Origin of the sequence: Sinorhizobium sp. M4_45 (assembly GCF_002885915.1) — a bacterium.
Taxonomy (GTDB): domain Bacteria; phylum Pseudomonadota; class Alphaproteobacteria; order Rhizobiales; family Rhizobiaceae; genus Sinorhizobium; species Sinorhizobium meliloti_A.
In genome coordinates this window covers 163691-183543 of record NZ_NWVE01000009.1, presented here as the reverse complement: position 1 = coordinate 183543, position 19853 = coordinate 163691, and the positions used below count along the sequence as shown (strand labels likewise).

The 19853-nt window shown below is 62.9% G+C and carries 18 protein-coding genes; 9 read left to right on the top strand and 9 right to left on the bottom strand.

Annotation, left to right across the window (positions count from 1 at the left end):
• The first annotated feature begins 179 nt into the window (after positions 1-179).
• From CN933_RS23485 to CN933_RS23455, 7 genes are all read left to right on the top strand, one after another.
• The gene (locus CN933_RS23485) at positions 180-851 is read left to right on the top strand and encodes a response regulator (RefSeq protein WP_102762630.1); all 672 of its coding nucleotides are present in this window, start codon (positions 180-182) and stop codon (positions 849-851) included.
• Entirely contained in the window at positions 851-2200 is a 1350-nt protein-coding gene (locus tag CN933_RS23480) for a sensor histidine kinase (RefSeq protein WP_018098441.1), read from the top strand. The genes CN933_RS23485 and CN933_RS23480 overlap by 1 nt, the downstream gene beginning before the upstream one ends.
• 205 nt (positions 2201-2405) lie before the next feature.
• A complete protein-coding gene (locus CN933_RS23475) occupies positions 2406-3110 on the top strand; it encodes a CerR family C-terminal domain-containing protein (RefSeq protein WP_102762553.1) in 705 nt (234 codons plus the stop codon).
• Complete coding sequence (gene hlyD / locus CN933_RS23470; protein ID WP_102762552.1) at positions 3107-4111, top strand: secretion protein HlyD; 1005 nt, start codon at positions 3107-3109, stop codon at positions 4109-4111. The genes CN933_RS23475 and hlyD overlap by 4 nt, the downstream gene beginning before the upstream one ends.
• Positions 4111-5856: an ATP-binding cassette domain-containing protein gene (locus tag CN933_RS23465; protein WP_102762551.1), complete on the top strand. Its 1746-nt coding sequence runs from the start codon at positions 4111-4113 to the stop codon at positions 5854-5856. Before hlyD ends, CN933_RS23465 begins: the two co-directional genes overlap by 1 nt.
• Entirely contained in the window at positions 5853-7007 is a 1155-nt protein-coding gene (locus tag CN933_RS23460; RefSeq protein WP_102762550.1) for an ABC transporter permease, read from the top strand. The genes CN933_RS23465 and CN933_RS23460 overlap by 4 nt, the downstream gene beginning before the upstream one ends.
• A 1-nt stretch (position 7008) precedes the next feature.
• A complete protein-coding gene (locus tag CN933_RS23455) occupies positions 7009-8121 on the top strand; it encodes an ABC transporter permease (protein WP_102762549.1) in 1113 nt (370 codons plus the stop codon).
• Between the two features lie 3 nt (positions 8122-8124).
• Here CN933_RS23455 and CN933_RS23450 read toward each other — a convergent pair whose 3' ends face one another.
• From CN933_RS23450 to CN933_RS23435, 4 genes are all read right to left on the bottom strand, one after another.
• Positions 8125-8511, bottom strand: coding sequence for a type II toxin-antitoxin system VapC family toxin (locus CN933_RS23450; protein WP_100670199.1), 387 nt, complete (start codon positions 8509-8511; stop codon positions 8125-8127).
• Positions 8508-8747, bottom strand: coding sequence for a type II toxin-antitoxin system Phd/YefM family antitoxin (locus tag CN933_RS23445; protein WP_100670198.1), 240 nt, complete (start codon positions 8745-8747; stop codon positions 8508-8510). Before CN933_RS23445 ends, CN933_RS23450 begins: the two co-directional genes overlap by 4 nt.
• Before the next feature lie 87 nt (positions 8748-8834).
• Complete coding sequence (locus CN933_RS23440; RefSeq protein ID WP_018098433.1) at positions 8835-9437, bottom strand: alpha/beta hydrolase; 603 nt, start codon at positions 9435-9437, stop codon at positions 8835-8837.
• Positions 9438-9532: 95 nt separating this feature from the next.
• On the bottom strand, positions 9533-10465 hold the full coding sequence (locus CN933_RS23435) for a VOC family protein (RefSeq protein WP_102762548.1): 933 nt from the start codon (positions 10463-10465) through the stop codon (positions 9533-9535).
• Between the two features lie 274 nt (positions 10466-10739).
• On the opposite strand from CN933_RS23435, the gene CN933_RS23430 reads away from it, so the two are divergent.
• Both CN933_RS23430 and CN933_RS23425 read left to right on the top strand, forming a co-directional pair.
• The gene (locus CN933_RS23430; protein ID WP_102762547.1) at positions 10740-12560 is read left to right on the top strand and encodes a sensor histidine kinase; all 1821 of its coding nucleotides are present in this window, start codon (positions 10740-10742) and stop codon (positions 12558-12560) included.
• Positions 12557-13900: a sigma-54-dependent transcriptional regulator gene (locus CN933_RS23425; RefSeq protein ID WP_100670195.1), complete on the top strand. Its 1344-nt coding sequence runs from the start codon at positions 12557-12559 to the stop codon at positions 13898-13900. Before CN933_RS23430 ends, CN933_RS23425 begins: the two co-directional genes overlap by 4 nt.
• Before the next feature lie 144 nt (positions 13901-14044).
• Here CN933_RS23425 and CN933_RS23420 read toward each other — a convergent pair whose 3' ends face one another.
• From CN933_RS23420 to CN933_RS31610, 5 genes are read right to left on the bottom strand one after another with little or no spacing between them, the layout of a single operon-like run.
• Complete coding sequence (locus CN933_RS23420) at positions 14045-15646, bottom strand: ABC transporter ATP-binding protein (RefSeq protein WP_100670194.1); 1602 nt, start codon at positions 15644-15646, stop codon at positions 14045-14047.
• 1 nt (position 15647) lies between these two features.
• Positions 15648-16778: an ABC transporter permease gene (locus CN933_RS23415; protein WP_102762546.1), complete on the bottom strand. Its 1131-nt coding sequence runs from the start codon at positions 16776-16778 to the stop codon at positions 15648-15650.
• Positions 16771-17694, bottom strand: a complete 924-nt coding sequence (gene oppB / locus CN933_RS23410; protein WP_003529067.1) for an oligopeptide ABC transporter permease OppB — start codon at positions 17692-17694, stop codon at positions 16771-16773. The genes CN933_RS23415 and oppB overlap by 8 nt, the downstream gene beginning before the upstream one ends.
• A 51-nt stretch (positions 17695-17745) precedes the next feature.
• The gene (locus CN933_RS23405) at positions 17746-19344 is read right to left on the bottom strand and encodes a peptide ABC transporter substrate-binding protein (RefSeq protein WP_100670192.1); all 1599 of its coding nucleotides are present in this window, start codon (positions 19342-19344) and stop codon (positions 17746-17748) included.
• A 58-nt stretch (positions 19345-19402) separates the two neighbouring features.
• Positions 19403-19702, bottom strand: a complete 300-nt coding sequence (locus CN933_RS31610) for a hypothetical protein (RefSeq protein WP_180980793.1) — start codon at positions 19700-19702, stop codon at positions 19403-19405.
• Between the last annotated feature and the right edge of the window lie 151 nt (positions 19703-19853).

The following is a 19853-nucleotide window of genomic DNA, read 5'->3' as shown; positions in this document are numbered from 1 at the left end:
TGCACCGTTTGCGATCCAGGGGAGCATGCCCAGTAGCCCGGACGAGCTGTCGGAAAGCTGTCGGCATCGCCGGTACGAGCGGCGTCCCCGCGCCCGGCGGATTTCGCAAGTTGGCACCCCGGGAAAAACGTCCTATGGTCCCCCGTCACCGGCGCCAGAAGACTCAGGCTGCGATCTGCATGCGTTTACTCCTCGTCGAGGACAGTCCTCGCCTTACCGAACTCATCAGCGAGACCATGCATGACGCGGGTTGGCGGCTCGACGGCGTTTCGACTTTGCGCGATGCCGAGGCCGCCATTGCCGCGCGCGATCACGATCTGGTTCTCCTCGATCTCGGCCTTCCGGACGGCGACGGCCTGCAGCTCCTGCAATGGATCCGGCGGGAGCATGTCGGCCTGCCGGTGCTGATCATCACCGCACGCGGATCGGTCGACGAGCGTATCGCCGGGCTCGACGCCGGCGCCGACGATTATCTCGTCAAGCCGTTTCACCATCGCGAACTTCTGTCCCGCTGCAGGGCAATGCTCAGGCGAAATCCCAATGCGATACAGCCGGTCCTCGAGGCCGGTGCCCTGCGCTATGATCCTGCAACGGCGGAGCTTACCTGCGAGGGCGCCGTTCTGCCTCTTCCTCCGCGCGAGCGTTCGCTGATCGAAATCCTGTTGCGCGAGGTCGGGCGTGTCGTCCCGAAGCGCAGGCTCGAAACGGCTCTTTCCGAATACGGCCAGGAACTGAGCTCGAATGCGCTGGAACTCGCCGTCTCCAGGGTGCGCAAGCGACTGCAGTCGGCGGAAACCGGCGTGCAGATCGAAACCGTGCGCGGCATCGGTTATCTGCTTCGGACGGTTTGATGAAGAGCTGGAACCCGTCGCTCATCGGCATCGTCGCCCGCCGCGTCATCGCCTTCTCACTGCTCGCCATGATCCTGCAGGTCGGCGTCGTCTTCGCCGACTACTGGTTCGACGATGACGAGCTCAGCGTTCTGATGCTGCAGGAGGAGACAGACACCCTGTCGACCGCAATCGCGAAGCAGGACGGGGAACTGACATTCAAGCTCGGTCACGAGCTGAAAGAGCGTTACCTGGAACGCGATGGACCGGGTGCTATCTATGTGAGGGTGCGCACCGCTTCCGGCTCGGTGCTCTTCACCAATTGCTCGGCCGAATGTTCGGAGCATTTTCTTCCGCTCGCCGTCAACGCACCGACTTTCTGGAAACGGCTGATCGCACCCGGCAAACCCTTTAGCGTTGCCGGCGGCCAATCGTTCGAGCGTTATGGAGAGATCGTGCTCGTAGAGCTGGCCGTCCTGAAGGACCCCAACGGCTTCATGTACAGCGTTTTGCTGCGCGAGATGTTCGATTCCATGATCGTGCCCATGACGCTGATGTTCTGCCTCGTGATCGGGGCCACGATCTGGTCGATCCGCAGTGCGCTCAAACCGGTGGCAGCTGCGGTGCGGGCGGCCGATGCGATCGATCCGCGTGACGGCAATGCTCGCCTCCCCTCGTCGCGCATGCCAGAGGAGATCGAGCGCCTTGTCGCGGCCGTCAACCGTCTCCTGGCGCGCGTTGCAGATCTCATCCAGGCGCAGAAGGTCTTTTCCTCCTCGATCGCCCACGAGATCCGCACACCGGTTTCGATCGCCAAGATGGAGTTGAGCCGCATCGACGATCCGCGCGCCCGCAATGCGGAGCGCGATCTCGATGCGCTGACCCACATTCTCGAACAATTGACCTCGCTTGCCCGGGCCGACTCTGTGGACCCCTCGGCCTTTCAGCGCGCCGACCTCTCGGCGATCGGGGCGGAGGTCGCGCAGACGACTGCGCCATTTGTTTTCGACAACGGCAAGTCCATCGAATTCGTAGACCACGGCACACCGCCCGTAAGCGTGATTGCGCCGCTCATCGAGAACATGCTCCGCAACCTGATCGAAAACGCGGTGAAGCATAATCCGCCCAATACGCGCATAGTGCTCGCCTGCGGTCCCGGACCTCTGGTGTCTGTCGAGGACAACGGCAGGGGCCTCGTCGATCTGCCGGAGCACAATGACGATCTCGGCTACGTCAAGCGCTCCGGCCAGCTTGGGCTCGGCCTCAAGATCGTTCACCGTATCGGCGAGCTTCACAAAGCGAGGATCGCGGTCGATACGGTTCCCGGCGGAGGGACGAAAATCACCATCGATTTCGCCGCGGCTGCTTAAGGCCTGTTGAGATCGGATACCCGCGACGACTTATGTTGACTTCCTCATTCCTGTGCTCGTCACGGGAATCCAGCCAGACCGAGTAATTGGGCTGAAAGAACGCTTCCCGCGCCGCAGACGCGGGCTGCTCTCTGGCGTTGCAAGACAGTCACTTCATTTCATTCGATCGATTGACTTAGTCGATTGATTGGCGCATCATCGATGCATGATCAAGAATGGAATCCGCCCCACTGTGCTCCGAGCCGACCGCGGCGACGCGACGCGGGAAAAGCTGCTCAACACGGCCATCGACGTCTTCGGACGCTATGGCTTCGATGGCGCGTCCACGCGAAAGCTCGCCGATGCAGCGGGCGTCAATCTCCAGGCGATTCCCTATTATTTCGGCGGCAAGGAAGGGCTCTATGTAGCCGCCGCCGAGCACCTTGCGTCGATGATCGGCGGCCATGTCGGCGACCTGCGGAGCATGATCGTCTCCCGCCTTGCCGAACTCGACGCCGCAGGCGCTGCGATGACGCCGATGGAGGCGCGGCATTTCCTGACCCAGATGGTCCAGAGGATGATCGCTCTCTTCGTCAGCAAGGAATCGGAAAGCTGGGCACGCTTCATCATTCGCGAGCAGATGGAGCCGACCGAAGCATTCAAACGCATCTACGGCAGCATCATGGGGCCGATGATCGACATGGCGAGCCGCCTGATCGGCGCGATCATCGAGGACGACCCGGCTTCGGAGCACATTCGTCTGAGAACTCTCTCCTTCGTCGGAAGCATTCTGGTGTTTCGAATGGCGCATGCGGCCGTCTATGCCCAGCTCGAATGGGAGTCTGCCGGACCGAAAGAGATCGAGACATTGCACCGCCATGCCGCCGAACTCGTGGCGGTCCTCGGTGCCGAGAGGGACCGCCGGTCATGAGGAAGGTCGCCATACTCGTTGCAGTCGTCGCCGCAGCTCTCGCCGGTGCCTGGTGGTTCGACCTGCCGGCGCGCCTCGGTTTTGCGGGTGAGCCGCGGCAGGCGGTGCTCTACGGCAATGTGGACATTCGGCAGGTGTCGCTTGGCTTTCGGGTGAGCGGGCGGATCGCTGAGTTGCGCGTCGACGAGGGCGATAGCGTGAAGGCAGGCGACGTGATCGCGAGGCTCGACGCCGAGCCGTTCCGCCAGGCGCTCGGTGCCGCCGAAGCGGACGCCGAGGCTGCCCGGGCGACGCTGGCAAAGCTAAAGGCCGGGGCCCGCGCAGCCGAAATCGCCCAGGCGAGCGCCACGCATGAAGAACGCCTTGCGGAGCTTGAGAATGCGAAGCTCGCCTATGAACGCGCAAAGCAGCTGCGTCCGAACGGCACGATCTCGCAGGCGGAGCTCGACCAGGCAAACGCCAGCCGCGCAGCGGCAGATGCACGCGCAAGGTCGGCCCGCGAGGCTTTGGTGCTTCTCGAAGAGGGAAACCGCGCAGAGGACATAGCGGCAGCGGCGGCCCAGGCGAATGCCGCGACGGCAAAGGCCGAGAGCGCCCGCATCTCGCTCGATGACACCCAACTTGCCGCCCCGAGCGACGGCGTCATCATATCCCGCGTGCGTGAAACCGGTGCGATCGTCTCGCCCGCCGATATCGTCTACGTGCTTTCGCTGACGGAACCGGTCTGGGTCCGCGCCTATGTCGCGGAGCCCGACCTCGGCCGTGTACATCCGGGAATGAAGGTGACGATCACCTCCGACACCGCGCCCGATCGCAACTATGAGGGAACCGTCGGCTTCATATCCCCCGTCGCCGAGTTCACGCCTAAATCGGTTGAGACACCCGAGCTCAGAACCGATCTCGTCTACAGGCTGCGCATCGTGATCGCCGATCCGGGCAAGGATCTTCGCCAGGGCATGCCGGTCACCGTGCACCTGCCGGAAGCGAAGGAGGCTTCCTGATGCCCGCCCGCGCAACGGAGCCCGGCACGACCCCGTTCGTTCGGCTGAACGCCGTCACCAAGCGGTTCGGTACCGCGCCCCCGGCGCTAGACGCGGTTGCGGGTGAAATCTTCGGCGGATGGGTAACCGGTCTCGTCGGTCCGGATGGCGCAGGCAAAACGACGCTGATCCGGCTGATGACCGGCCTGATGCTGCCGGATGCAGGCACCATAGAAGTGCTCGGCTACGATACCCGGAGGGATCCCGCCAGTATCCAGGCGGCAATCGGCTATATGCCGCAGCGCTTCGGCCTCTATGAAGACCTGTCGGTCCAGGAGAATCTCGACCTCTACGCCGATCTGCGCGGCCTGCCGAAGACCGAGCGCAGCCGGACCTTCGGTGAGTTGCTCGACTTCACCGATCTTGCCCGCTTCACCACGCGGCTTGCCGGCAAGCTCTCCGGCGGCATGAAACAGAAGCTCGGCCTCGCCTGCGCGCTCCTGCGCAAGCCGCGGCTCCTGCTTCTCGACGAGCCCGGCGTCGGCGTCGATCCGATTTCGCGGCGCGACCTCTGGAAGATGGTCGGAAATCTGAGGGCGGAGGGCATCGCCGTCGTCTGGTCGACCGCCTATCTCGAAGAGGCGGAAGCCTGCGACCATGTTTTCCTGCTCAATCAGGGGAGGCTCATGTTTTCCGGCCCGCCGGCGGAGATGACCGGCCGCGTCGAGGACCGCGTCTTTCGCCTCTCCGGCATCCGCGGCCGCCGCCGCGAAGCGCTTGCGCGCCTCCTCGAAGAGCAAGGCGTGGTCGACGGCGTGATCCAGGGCGAAGCCATACGTCTCGTCATGAAGCAGGGTCTTTCACCGCCGCGCGGCGACACGGCCGATGCCGCTCACGCAGCGATCACCCCGCCCCGCTTCGAGGACGCTTTCGTCGATATGCTCGGCGGAGGTCCCGGCGGCCGGTCGAGGCTTGCGGAAACACAGCGCGAGTTCGCCGAAGACGCCGGCAGACCCGTGATCGAGGCGCGGGGTCTGACGAAACGCTTCGGCGACTTTACCGCCGCCGACAACATCACCTTCGATATTCCACGCGGCGAGATTTTCGGCCTCCTCGGCCCCAACGGCGCCGGCAAGTCGACGACGTTCAAAATGCTTTGCGGCCTCCTGAAGCCGACCGCCGGCGAAGGCCGCGTCGCCGGCTTCGACCTCAGGCGCAACGCCCCCGAGGCGCGCAATCGGCTGGGTTACATGGCGCAGAAATTCTCTCTCTACGGTGATTTGAGCGTCATCCAGAACTTCAATTTCTTTGCCGGCGTCTACGGGCTGTCCGGCGCGAGAAAACGCGAACGCATCGCTCTGATGAGCGAAATCTTCGACTTCCGCACGATCCTCGAGATGTCGGCCAAGGACCTGCCGCTCGGTCTCAAGCAGCGTCTGGCGCTTGCCTGTGCCGTGCTCCATGAACCGGAAGTGCTTTTCCTGGACGAACCGACCTCCGGCGTCGATCCAATCACCCGTCGCGAGTTCTGGACCCATATCAACGGCCTTGTCGAAAAGGGCGTGACCGTGCTCGTCACCACGCATTTCATGGATGAGGCGGAATATTGCGACCGCATTTCACTCATCTATCGCGGCCGCTCGATCGCACTCGGCTCGCCGGACGACATGAAGGCCCGTGTCGCAAGCAAGGATCTCCCCGACCCGACCATGGAGGACGCGTTCATCGCGCTCGTTCAAGGCTCCGAGGCGAAGGAGGCTGCATGAACGCCGAGAGGAAAATGGCGAAAGCGTACGAACCCGCGGGCCGGGCCCGGCGTTTTGCCGCCCTGGTGCGCAAGGAAACCTATCAGGTCGTACGCGATCCGAGCAGTATCCTGATCGCCTTCGTCCTGCCATTGGTCCTGCTCTTCCTCTTCGGTTATGGCGTGTCGCTCGATACGACGCGCACGCGCGTCGCCCTCGTGGTCGAGGAGGCGACCCCGCTCACGCGCGATCTCGCTGCCAGCTTCGAGGCATCGCGCTACTTTTCCGTCGTCACCGGACGCGACCGCAGGGAATTTGAGGACGACCTTGTCCTCGGACGGGTGCGCGGCATCCTCGTGATCCCCGCCGGCTTTGCCGCCGACCACGCGGCGGGGCGCCATCCGTCGGTCCAGGTGATCGTCGACGGCTCCGATCCGAACACCGCCAATTTCGTGCAGAACTATGCACAGGGTGCTGTTGCCAATTGGGAGCGCCAGCGCTTGAGCGAGGGCCGGAGCCCGCCTCCGGCGATCTCCGCCGAACAGCGCTTCTGGTTCAACCCGCAGCTGACAAGCCGCAACTTCCTGGTTCCGGGCTCGATCGCGATCGTGATGACGCTGGTCGGCACGCTGCTCACCTCGCTCGTCGTCGCCCGCGAATGGGAGCGCGGCACGATGGAGGCGATGATGGCGACGCCCGTCTCCGCCGCCGAGCTGCTCGCCGGCAAGCTGCTGCCCTACTTCGTCCTCGGCCTTACGTCGACGACGCTTTGCGTGCTTGTGGCGGTCTTTCTTTTCGATGTCCCCTTCCGGGGATCGGTGGCGGCGCTCTACGCCCTTTCGGCCACCTTCCTGATGCCGGCGCTCGGACAAGGGCTGCTGATCTCGGCCGCGACGAAGAACCAGTTTCTCGCTTCGCAGCTCGCGCTGATCTCGGCCTTCCTCCCGGCCTTCCTGCTGTCCGGCTTCCTCTTCGAGATCAATTCCATGCCCACCGTCATCCAATGGGTCACCTATGCCGTCCCGGCGCGCTACCTCATTCCCAGTCTGCAGACAGTGTTTCTCGCCGGCGATATCTGGCCGATGTTCGCACGCGCCATCACGGTGATGTTCCTGATCGGCTGCATGTTCTTCGCGCTGGCGGCGCGCAGCACCAGAAAGAGGATCGGCTGACATGTGGTGGACGCGGCTGAAAGCCCTGATCGTCAAGGAGCTGCTCGCGGTCCTGCGCGATCCGAAGGGCCGCACCGTTTTGATCGGCCCGCCGATCATCCAGCTCCTGGTCTTCTCCTATGCGGCGACGCTCGAGGTGACTGACGTCGATCTCATGGTGCTCAACCGTGACAACGGGCAATGGAGCCAGGAACTCGTGCAGCAGATCGGCGGCTCTCCGACCTTTCGCTCGATAGAGCTCGCGAGCAGCCCTCACGAGGTCCGCCTCGCGATCGATACCCAGCGAGTCCTGGCCGCACTGGAGATCGGCCCCACCTTCTCCGGCGATATCGAGGCGGGGAGACCGGCGGAAGTGCAGATGATCCTCGACGGCCGGCGTTCCAACGCGTCGCAGATCGTCTCCGGCTATCTCGGCCGAATCGTCGGCGCCGTCGCGGCCGAAACGCCGGCGGGCAGGCGTGCGGCCTCCGAGACGATCCGGGTCGAGGTCCGCAACTGGTTCAATCCGAACCTCACCTACCAATGGTTCATGGTGCCGAACCTGGTCGCGAGCATCGCTCTCCTGATCGGGCTTATCGTCACGGCGCTGTCGGTCGCGCGCGAGCGGGAGCTCGGCACTTTCGACCAGCTCATCGTGTCACCGTTGCGCACCCATGAGATCCTGCTCGGCAAGCTCATCCCGCCGATGATGATCGGCCTCTTCCACATCACCATCTATATCCTTGCCGCGGTCTTCATCTTCGGCGTGCCGCTGCGCGGCTCTCTGTTCCTGCTCTATGGGAGCGCCATCTTCTATCTCGCCGCCGTCGTCGGCCTCGGTCTCTTCATCTCGGCGCTGTCCATGACGCAGCAGCAGGCAATCCTCGGGGCCTTCCTCTTCATGGTCCCGGCTATGCTGCTATCCGGCTTCGCGACGCCGATCGAAAACATGCCCTCCTGGCTGCAGCCAGTGACGCTTATCAATCCGCTGCGCTATTTCCTGGTGATCGTGAAAGGTGTGTTTCTAAAGGACATTCCCCTTGCCGAAGTCGTCCACCAGACGCTGCCGCTTTGCCTGATCGCGATCGTCACCCTCTCCTCCGCCGCGTGGCTGTTCCGCAGGCGGCTCGAATGAAGACTAAACAAGCCGGATAGGACCGGGGTAGCGGCTGACGACTTCATCGGACGTGACGAGCGTAAGTCCTTCGACGAGAGACTGCGCGATGAGAATGCGGTCGAATGGGTCCTTGTGGATCAGGGGGAGTTGATCAAGTGCCACCGCATGGGTGCCGTCGACCCGCAGTTCCCGGTAACCATTGTCCAGCAAACCTCGACGCAGGAGCCGTGGATCGGCATCGAAGTCCATCCGCCCCAAGCCACGCTTGATCGCGATCTCCCACACGCTCGCCGCACTGAAGTAAAGCGTATTCTCGGAGCTTTCGATAAGAGCGCGGGCCTCTTTCGACAAGCGGCCGGGTACACCGGCCGCCCAGAGGAGAATGTGCGTATCAAAAAGAATATTCATGCGCCAAAAAGATCTGCAACCTCGTCACGGCCCATCTGATCGAAGTCGTCCGGTACCGTAAACTGACCCGCCATGAAGCCGATCCGCTGCACTTTCGCATCGGAAGGCTGATCGATCGGGATCACCTTCACCATCGGCTTTCCCGCTTTTGCAATGATAAAGGGCTGCCCCTGCGCCGCCTTCTCGATCAGTCGCGATAGGTGGGTTTTCGCTTCGTGAATGTTGACGGTTTCCATCGGGGTCCTCGTAATCGAACTTAGTTCACTGAACTTAGTTCAATCCCCGTCTCTTTTCAAGGTACCGCGCCGCCAGCCCTTATGCTGTCAGCCTTTAACGAACGCTTCGATGGCGGCGATCTCGTTCTGGCGGATGTCGTGGCCGCCGGAATGCCACTCGAATTCCACCTTCGCCTTCTGCTTCGTGAAGTAGTCCCCGAGCGCCCGTGTCAGCGGGGCCGGGCAGATCGGGTCGCGTTCTCCGGCCGTAATCAGGATCTTGCGGCCGGCGAGCGCGGGATTGTCCTCCGGACGGAACGGGATCAGCGGATGCATGAGCACGGCCTTGTCGAAGAGGCCCTCTTCGATCAGTACATTCGCGAGAATGTTGGCACCGTTGGAATAGCCGAGACCGACAATCTCCGAGGCGTCGTGTTCGCCAGCGAGCGCCTTCACGAAACCCGCCATCTTCTCCGTCGCACGCGCGAGGTCCGCCATGTCGTAAACGCCCTCGCCCGTTCGCCGGAAGAAGCGGGCGGCCCCGTGTTCCGATACGTCGCCCCGCGGCGAAACAACGGTGGCCTCCGGCAGGAGCTGCGCCCCGAAGCCGAAAAATTGGTTCTCGTCGCCGCCCGTCCCGTGAAGTACGAAAAGGATCGGACCGCCGGGCCTGCCGGATTTCAATGTGTGCACATAGCCATGATCGACCATCGATTTCTCCTTTGTGCGCGCGTGGTGGCGAACACTTATTCTATCTAAAGACGTGCGCTCCTTCCTGCGCCAGCGGAAGGAGCGCACAGGTGCCGCTAGGCGTCCAGCTTCTGCAAATGGCTTTCGAGAACCGGGCGCAGATGCTTGTGCTGCTGCGGCAGCTTCAGCGCCTCTCCCAGATGCGCGATGTCCTCGTCCCGGTCGAAACCGGGCTCGTTCGTGGCGATCTCGAAGAGAACGCCGCCCGGCGTGCGGAAATAAATCGCCCAGAAGTAGTCCCGGTCGATCACCGGCGTCACGTGGTAGCCGGTGTCCATCAGCGCCTTGCGCACCTCCAACTGCTTCTCGCGGTTGTCGACGGCGAATGCGACGTGGTGAACCGAGCCGGCACCCTGTGCGGCGCGGCTGATGTTTGGCAGCGTCTCCAGATCGACGAGGCTCGCGCCGTTGCCGCCGGGCACGATCAGCCTGGTTACGCCGTCCTTGCGGTCGAGTTCCTCGTAACCCATGAACTTCAGCAGTTCCGCAGTCGCGCCTTCGTCGCGTAGCCGCATGGCGACCGAGTGGAAGCCGCGAATGGCGTGATCCGAGGAGATGCCGCCTTCGGTCCAGGGCGTACGCGGGTCATCCTCGACCTCGACGAGAGCGAAGCCGTCGCCGTCCGGACCGGCAAAGTTCAGGCGCTTTTCGCCAAAGCTTTCCGTCTGCTTGAGACCGCTCGCACCGAGTGTCGCCAGGCGCTCCTGCCAGAAGCCGAGCGAGCCCCGCGGGATTGAAAAGACGGTAGTCCCGACCTCTCCGGTGCCCGCGCGGCCGCGCGGCATCTGCGGAAAGGGAAAATAGGTCATCACCGTGCCGGGGGTGCCGGTCTCGTCGCCATAGTAGAGATGGTAGACGTCCGGCGAGTCGAAGTTCACCGTCTTCTTGACGCGGCGCAGGCCGAGCGTGTCGGTGAAGAACCGGTTGTTCGTGCGGGCGTCGTTCGCCATCGACGTTACGTGATGCAGGCCTTTGATCTGGTCAAGCATGATCCGCTTTCCTTTCTGCCCGCGCTTTGCGGGGTGCGTTGATGTCGGTTAGATGCTCTCTGGACGCCGAGAGCGAAAGACCGTTGCGAAAGAACGGATTGTCAATGGGGTGTTGACACGACAGGATGACCGTTAACAATTACGACCACAGACCGGAGAGGACTGCCTGCATGGCAGCTTGCCACGCGTCAGAGCGCCATTTAGCATCGCGGCGGCCGGCAACATTCGATCCTGCGGCCAACACCGCGAGCGGGAGGAGGAGCCCGGCCATCCCGTGAAATACCGTCTCGTTCTTGCCCTCCTTCTCCTGCCGGCAGCCGCAGGATTGATCGCCGTCCAGGGAACCGCCGTCGCCACGCGCAGCTATATGCAGGAGGCTTCCTCGCAGGCGAACACGGCTCTGCGGCTGGCGGTTGCGGCCCTTAGCGGTCACCTGAACCGCTATCAGGCCCTGCCCGCGCTGATCGCCGACCATGATGACGTCAAGGAACTGGTCACGCGTCCGCGCGACCGGCGGCTGCGCGGGGCCGTCAATTCGTATCTCAAGGAGATCAACGGACTCCTCAAGTCTTCCGACATCTACGTCATCACACCGGACGGCAACACGATCGCCGCCAGCAATTACGATGGACCGACGAGCTTTGTCGGCGAGAATTTCAGTTACCGCCCCTATTTTCAGGACGCACTCAAGGGGAACCAGTCCCGCTTCTATGCTCTCGGCACGACATCGCTGAAGCGCGGTTACTATTTCGGTGCGCCGGTCCGCGTCGGAGGGGACATCCGCGGCGTGATCGTGTTCAAGGTGGATATCGAAACCATCGAAGCCTCCTGGCAGGGTGGCGAATACCGGATCTTCGTCTCCGACCCCGAAGGCATCATCTTCATGAGCGGCAATCCTGCATGGCTCTATGCCGGGATCCTACCGCTGACGCCTGACCGGCTTGCCCGGACGGAGGGGTCGCGGCGCTATGCGGACGCCACGCTCCGCCCCCTGCCGGTCGTACAAAGCGAGCTTTCCGGACATCGATTGCTAAAGGTGTCCGAGGGCAGCGAGCGGGAATATCTGGCCCTCTCGCATTATATGCCGGAGGCGGATTGGACCGTGAACGTTCTTACGGACACGGCATCCGTGCGGACCCAGGCCCTGACCACGGTTGCAGCCGTCATGCTGCTCCTTTGCCTCGCCGGCCTGGCGATCGCGATCATCATCCAACGGCGCGCAAGGCTCAGGGAACGCATTCTGATGCAGGAGCAGGCGCAGGAGGAACTCGAGCGCCGCGTCGAGGAGCGCACGGCGGATCTTGCACGCGTCAATTCGCAGATCGAAGCGGAGATCGCCGAACGGCGGCTCACCGAGCAGCAGTTGCGCCAGACCCAGGCCGATCTCATCCAGGCGGGCAAACTCGCCGGCCTCGGGCAGATGTCCGCTGCCCTGTCTCACGAATTCAACCAGCCCCTCGCCGCCGCCAAGACCTATGCCGACAGCGCCGCGCTGCTCATCGAGCGTGGCCGCACGGCCGAGGCGAGCGACAATGTCCGGCGGATTTCGGGCTTGATCGACCGTATGGCCTCGATCAGCCGTCACCTGCGCAATTTTGCGCGAAAACCCAATGAAAAGCTCGGCCCGGTCCGTCTCGACGAGGTGATGCGCGACACGCTGGAAATCGTGGCAGTCCGGTTGAAAGCGGCAGACGCCGAAATGGATACCGATCTCGGCGATGAGCTGGCGGTCCTCGCCGGTTCGGTCCGCTTGCAGCAGGTGCTCGTCAACGTGATCTCGAACGCCGCCGACGCCGTCGAAGGACTTGACGATCGCAAGCTTTCCGTGCGCGCCTGGCGCGAAGGCGGCAGGGTCGTGCTGACGGTGCGCGATCGCGGCGCGGGCGTTGCTCCGGCAGTTGCGGAACGCATCTTCGATCCGTTCTACACGACCAAGGGCGTGGGAAGAGGCCTCGGCCTCGGCCTGTCCATTTCCTACAACATCATCAAGGATTTCGGAGGAAGCCTCACCGTGTCGAACCATCCGGAGGGTGGCGCGGTGTTTCGTATCGAGCTTGCCGTTGCCGGAGAAACCGGGCGGGAGGCAGCTGAATGAGCGAAACCCGCATCCTGCTCGTCGACGATGAAGAGGAACTGCGTCGCTCCAGCGCTCAGGCGCTGGAACTCGCCGGCTTCCGGGTGGATACGTTTGCCAGCGCCGAGCATGCGCTCGAACGCATCGCCTTCAGCTTCCACGGCGTCGTCATCAGCGATATCCGCATGCCAGGAATGGACGGAATGACCTTTCTGCAGCGCATCCGCGAGATCGATGCCGAACTGCCGGTGATCCTGGTGACCGGACACGGCGATGTGCAGCTGGCGGTCCGGGCGATGCGCGAGGGCGCCTATGATTTCGTCGAAAAGCCCTTCACCGCCCAGATGCTTGCCGGCACCATTCGCCGCGCGCTCGATTGGCGTGGTCTCGTGCTCGAGAACCGCCGCCTGCGGGCCGTTGCGGGCAAACGCGACGACATAGAACAGCGGCTGCCCGGGCGAAGCCAGGCAATGGTCGACCTGCGCTACCGCATCAGGGCGATCGGCGCCTCCGACGCCGATACGCTGATCATCGGCGAAACGGGAGTTGGAAAAGAAGTCGTCGCCCGCGCGCTCCACGATTTGAGCAGCCGCGCGAGCGGCCCGTTCATCGCCATCAATTGCGCCGCTCTTCCCGAAAACCTGATCGAAAGCGAGCTCTTCGGGCACGAACCGGGCGCATTCCCCGGAGCGCTCAGGCCGCGCTACGGCAAATTCGAGCATGGCCGCGGCGGCACCATCCTGCTCGACGAGATCGGCTCCATGCCTTACGATCTCCAGGCGAAATTCCTTCGCGTGCTGCAGGAGCGGGTCATAACCCGCCTGGGTTCGAACGAGACCGTACCGCTCGATGTTCGTTTCATCGCGACTAGCAAGGTCGACCTGGAACGCGAGGTAGCAAGCGGCCGCTTTCGTGCCGACCTGCTTTACCGGTTGAACGTCGCAACCTTGAGAGTGCCGACGCTTTCGCAGCGCCGTTCCGATATCTCCCTGCTCTTCATGCAGCTCGTCCGCGAATCCGCCGCTCGCTACGGCCGGGACGACATCGTCGTCTCGCCCGCGCTCGCTTCGGAAATGGCCGCACGCGAGTGGCCCGGCAACGTGCGCGAGTTGCGCAATGCCGCGGAGCGTCTGGTCCTCGGGCTCGAAGCCGAACGCGAAGAAGTGCTTGCATCGGCGAACGGCCGGCGCCTGGCCGACAAGGTGGCCGCCTTCGAAAAGAGCGTCATCGCCAGCGCTCTCGCGGCCCATGGCGGCGCGTTGAAGCCCGTCTACGAGTCGCTCGGCATTTCACGCAAGACGCTCTACGAGAAGATGCAGAAGTTCGGGCTCGACAAGAAGGCGTTATCGGAGGAGCGGTAGTGCTCCCCCGCACGCGGGGTGAGGGGATGCCCTGAAAAAGTGCGGTCATGTTGACGAAGTCGGCCCATATAGTCCCTTCTCCCCGCCTGCGGGGAGAAGGTCGCGGCGGCGGGATGAGGGCAATCCGGCACGAGATTGCCTGCCTCACACGTTGAACGCGGCTCCGATCAGCGTCTTGGTATAGGGCTCCCTCGGCGCATCGAAGATCGCGTCCGTTTCCCCCTCTTCGACGATCCGGCCGTTCTTCATCACGATCACATAGTCGGACATCGCCTTCACCACCGAAAGATCGTGGCTGATGAAGATGTAGGAGAGACCGTGCTTTTCCTGCAGATCGCGGAGGAGGTCGATCACCTGCCCCTGCACCGACCGGTCGAGGGCCGAAGTCGGCTCGTCGAGAATGACGACCTTCGGCTTCAGGATGATCGCGCGGGCGATCGCGATGCGCTGGCGCTGTCCGCCGGAGAATTCATGCGGATAGCGGTTGCGCGAGGCGGGGTCGAGGCCGACTTCCTTCAGCGCTGCGATGGCCCTGCGGTCGCGGTCGGCACGGCTCAGGTCGGGCTCATGCACATGGAGGCCTTCGGTGATGATCTCGCCCACGGTCCGGCGTGGCGAGAGCGACCCGTAAGGGTCCTGAAAGACGAGCTGCAGCTGGCGGCGCAGCGGTCGCATCGCGCCGCGGTCGAAGCCGGAAATGTCGGTCGAGCCGAAACGGTAGTAGCCGCTGCTCGGCAGAAGCCTCAGCAGCGCCCGGCCGAGCGTCGACTTCCCGGAGCCGGATTCGCCGACGATCCCGATCGTCTGGCCCTGCCTGAGCCTCAGATTGACGCCGTCGACTGCACGGAAAGCGGCCGAGGCTCCGCGGAAGAGGCCGCCAGGGATCGTATAGTCCACCGCGACATTGCGACCCTCCAGGATGATCGGGGCATTGTCGGAAGGCGGAGGCTTGCGCCCGCTCGGTTCGGCCTCCAGCAGCATCCTGGTATAGTCCGCCTTCGGCCGCTCGAAGATATCGGCCGTCACCCCCTGCTCCACGACCTCGCCGCGGCGCATGACCGCGACCCGGTCGGCGAAGTACTTGACGATGCCGAGGTCGTGGGTGATCAGAACGATCGCCATGCCGAAGCGCCTTTGCAGCGATTTGAGCAGATCGAGGATCTGGGCCTGGATGGTCACGTCCAGGGCGGTCGTCGGCTCGTCGGCGATCAGGATGTCCGGCTCGTTGGCAAGCGCCATGGCGATCATGACGCGCTGGCGCTGGCCGCCGGAAAGCTCGTGCGGATAGCTGTCGATGCGCCGCCCCGGTTCGGGAATGCCGACGAGCTCCAGGAGCTCGAGGACGCGCCTGCGCGCCTCCTTGAAGCTGCCGCCCCGGTGATGGACGATCGGCTCGGCGATCTGGCGGCCGATCGTGTAAAGCGGGTCGAGCGAAGTCATCGGCTCCTGGAAGATCATGGTGATCTTCGAGCCGCGCACCTTGTTCAGTGCCTTCGGTGCAAGGCCCACGAGTTCCTGGCCGCGATAGCGCGCCGAACCCGTCACCGTCCCGTTCTTGGCGAGCAGACCCATGATGCCCATCATGGTCTGGCTCTTGCCCGAACCGGATTCGCCGACGACCGCGAGCGTCTCGCCGGAACGGACGTCGAGATCGATGCCCTTGACCGCTTCGACGGTGCCGTCAGGGGTGGAAAAGTCGACCTTCAGGCCGCGCACAGCGAGAATGGAGTCCTTCATCTCTGTCATGTCAGCGGTCCTTCGGGTCGAGCGCATCGCGCAGGCCGTCGCCGACGAAATTCAGCGAGAACAGCGTCACGACGAAGAAGATGGCGGGGAAGATCAAGAGCCAAGGCGCCGACTGTATGTTGTTCGCACCTTCCGAGATCAGCGCACCCCAGCTCGTAAGCGGCGCCTGCACGCCCAGTCCGAGGAACGACAGGAAACTCTCGAGCAGGATGACCTTCGGCACGACGACGGTGACGAAGACGATGACCGGACCGATCGTATTCGGGATGATGTGCCGGCGGATGATCTGCCAGTCGGTCAGACCCAGCGCCTGCGCCGCTCCGACGAACTCACGCCGCTTGAGCGCCAGCGTCTGGCCGCGCACGATGCGGGCCATATCCAGCCATTCGACAGCCCCGATCACCAGGAAGATCAGGATGAAGCTGCGGCCGAAGAAGACGACGAGCACCACGACCAGGAAAACGAAGGGCAGCGAATAGAGGATCTCGACCAGGCGCATCATGACGTTATCGACGCGCCCGCCGATATAGCCCGATGTCGCCCCGTATACGACGCCGATGCCGAGCGAAACGAGACTCGCCAGCAGGCCGACGGCGATGGAGATCTGGCCGCCCAGCATCACCCGGACAAGCAGGTCGCGGCCATTGGAATCGGTGCCGAAGGGGAAATATTCCCGAGCCACCTCGCCCTCGACCTTCAGGGTACGGCCGTCGTTCTCCGTCGCGACCACCTCGGTGTTCTCGAACTCGTTCGCCCGGTCGAAATAGCGTGTGGCGCGAGGATCGATAGGCTCGTCCGAAGTCACCGTGGCGGTGAAGGTCTGGCCTTCGACGTTGAATTCCGTGAGCGTGACGCGTGCACGCGTCGCCACGCCCTCCATCACGTCCTGAAGTGTCGAGGTGTCCGGACGCGGCTCGAGGCTGGGGCCGATCGTGACATAGGACGGAAAGACCTGATCGTAGCTGTGAGGCGAAAAAAGCGGCCCGACGAAGGAAAAGAGCGCGATGAGCACCAGCATGACGCAACCGGCCATCGCCGGGCGGTTGCGGCGGAAGCGCAGCGTTGCGAGCTGAAAGAGGCTTCGGCCTTTGGTGTCGGGCATCGATGCCGGGATCTGAGCGATATCAGTCATGGCGAACCCTCGGATCGAGCAGGCCGTAGAGAATATCGACCAGAAGATTGAAGAGGATGACGAAGATGGCGATGAGGATCACGGTGCCCATTACCAGCGTATAGTCGCGGTTGATCGCTCCGAGCACGAAGTAGCGCCCGACGCCCGGTATAGTGAAGATCGTTTCCACCACGGCCGAGCCCGTAAGGAGGGCGGCGGCGCAAGGAGCAAGATAGGAGACGACCGGCAGCATGGCACCGCGCATGGCGTGCGTCACGACCACGGCGCGGGACGGCAGGCCATAGGCTTTCGCGGTGCGGATATGATCCGTATTGAGGGCCTCGATCATCGAGCCGCGCGTGAGCCTGGCGAAAACCGCAAGCTGGGGAAGCGCGAGCGCGATCATCGGCAGGATGAGAAAGCGGAGAGAACCGTCGCCCCAGCCGCCGGCGGGCAGCCACGCGAGCACGATCGCAAAGATCAGCGTCAGCACGGGACCGACGACGAAGTTCGGCACGGTGACCCCGATCGTGGAAACCGACATGACCGCGAAATCCAGGAAGCTGTTCTGCCGCAAGGCGGCGATCGTTCCCGTTATGACGCCGCCGACGACCGCGAGCAACAGCGCGTAAAAGCCGAGCTCCATCGAATAGGGCAGTCCCTTGCCGATCAGCTGCGCGACATTGTTGTCGTGGTAAATGTAGCTCGGACCGAAGTCGCCCGTCACGGCATTGCCGAGATAGGTGGCGTATTGGCGCCAGAGCGGCTGATCGAGGTGATAGGTCCTCATCAGGTTCTCCATCGTGGAGGGCGGGAGAGGACGCTCGAGGTTGAAGGGCCCACCGGGGGCAAAACGCATCAGAAAGAAGGATATGGTGACGACGATGAACAGCGTCGGCACCGCACTCGCCAGCCGGCGAAGGATGAAGGAGATCATTGACTTTGCTCCGGAGGCGACGCGCGGGTGCCCGCGCGTCGCCTCAGTTCGTTATTCGGCGATGCTCAGGAACTTGCTCAGATGCGCATTCGGCGCATTGTCCTGCCAGCCCTTGACCCGCTCCGAAACGAGCCAGAGGTCCGCCTGGGTCAGGAACGGCGCTATCGGCTGCTCCTTCATCAGCAGAGTTTCAGCCTCGTGCATGATCTTCGATCGTGCCGCCGGATCCTGTTCCTCATAGGACTTCTTCATCAGCGCATCGAATTCGGCGTTTTCGAAATGGCCGTAGTTGAAGGTCTTGTTGGTGCTGAGGCTCAGTGCCAGGAAGTTCTCGGCATCGGCGTAATCGGCGACCCAGCCGGCACGCGCGACGTTGAACTTGCCGCCCTCCTGCAGGTAGGCATAGTGCGACGACACGTCGAGATTCACCAGCGAGACCTTGGCGCCGAAGGTGTTCTTCCACATGTCGGCGACCGCCGTCGCGACACGCTCATGGTTGGGATTGGTGTTGTAGCGGATTTCGATGTTGAGCGGCTTGCCGCCCTCGCCGTAACCGGCTTCCTTCATCAACTCGATCGCCTTGTCCTCGCGGTCGAGTTGCGACATGTCGGCAAAGTCGGCCTTGGCGGGATCGCCGTAGCTCTCGATGCCCGGCGGGACCATCGAATAGGACGGCAGCTGCGAACCGCTGTAGATTTCCTTGGCAAGGAAGTCGCGGTCGACCGCCATCGAAAGTGCCCGGCGGACGCGGACATCGCTATAGGGCTCCTGGCGGGTGTCGAAAGCGTAGTAGTAGGTGGCAAGCGTCGGGGAAACGTGCACCTGCTCTCCATAGGACGTGCGCAGGCGCTCGATCTGGTCGGCGGAGAAGTTGTAGGCGAGATCCATTTCCTTCGCTTCGAAACGACGGACAGAGGCCGCCTGATCGTCGATCGGATAGAAGATCACCTTGTCGAGCTTGACATTGGCGGCATCCCAATAATTGGTGTTCTTCTCCACCGTCAGGCTGTCGTTCGGCACATGCGCCGTCAGCTTGAATGCGCCATTCGAAACCATCACACCCGGTTTGACGAAGTCCGCGCCGTTCTTTTCGACGCTCGCCTTGCTGACCGGAAGCGCCGTCTGGTGTGCGAGCAGTTCCAGGAAGAAGGGCGTCGGCCGTTCGAGGGTAACCTCCAGGGTCTTTTCGTCGACGGCCTTTACGCCGAGCTGGTCGACCGGCACTTCGCCCTTGTTCACCTTTTCGGCGTTCTTGATCGGGAAGAGGATGTTGGCGTATTCGGCCGCGGTCTTCGGATCCTCCACGCGGCGGAAGGAGAAGGCGAAATCCTCTGCAGTCACCGGCGATCCGTCCGACCACTTGGCATCGGCACGCAGTTTGAACGTGTAGACGGTACCGTCGTCCGAAAGCTCCCAGGTTTCGGCGGCGCCCGGAACGATCTTGCCCGCGGCATCGTAGATCGTCAGGCCTTCATAGAGGTCCTTGAGGATGAACTCCTCGATGTTGATGGAGGTGTGGGCCTGGTCGAGCGTCTGGGGTTCGCCGGCATTGCCGCGGTGCAGTACCGCCTCGGCGAGCGCAGGGCTTGCCCCGATGAGCAGCGAGCCTATGAGTGCAGCGGCCCTGAGATTGAGTTTCAGTGAAGCCATTTTTCTTCTCCTTCCCCTCGTTTTGGGTTCATTGATCGCAGGAGAGAAGTGCAAATTTTCAGCGAACGCAAGCGATCTGCCCGGAAAATTGCAGCCTTCTCTTTAAAACGCGAACGCCGATAATCGCTGAGGTTGTATAGGCGTTTGCGACGAATTTCCTCCCTTTCACGACGCAGGTCTGCCGACCGGCCCCGGCGCGCGGAGATCCACCTGTAACGTTGTAGATCGTTTCGGCATGTTGCGCTTCGTTACGGAAGAATGCTCCGAAAGAGCAGTCATGCAACCTTCTTGAATTGTAGCGGCACTTTACGTAATATGCATAAAAAATTGCCCCGATCGCTGCAATCTTTTTGCACATCGGCTCCCCCTCATGCGGACGCCGAACGCCGCCACGTTCCGGACCGAACCTGCCGCCGGCCGCGAAAACCCGCGGCTGCTCTGCGGGCACAACTGAGATTGGCAACACCACCAGAGGGCGAAAGTAGCGATTTCTGGCAGGGGGATTTCTC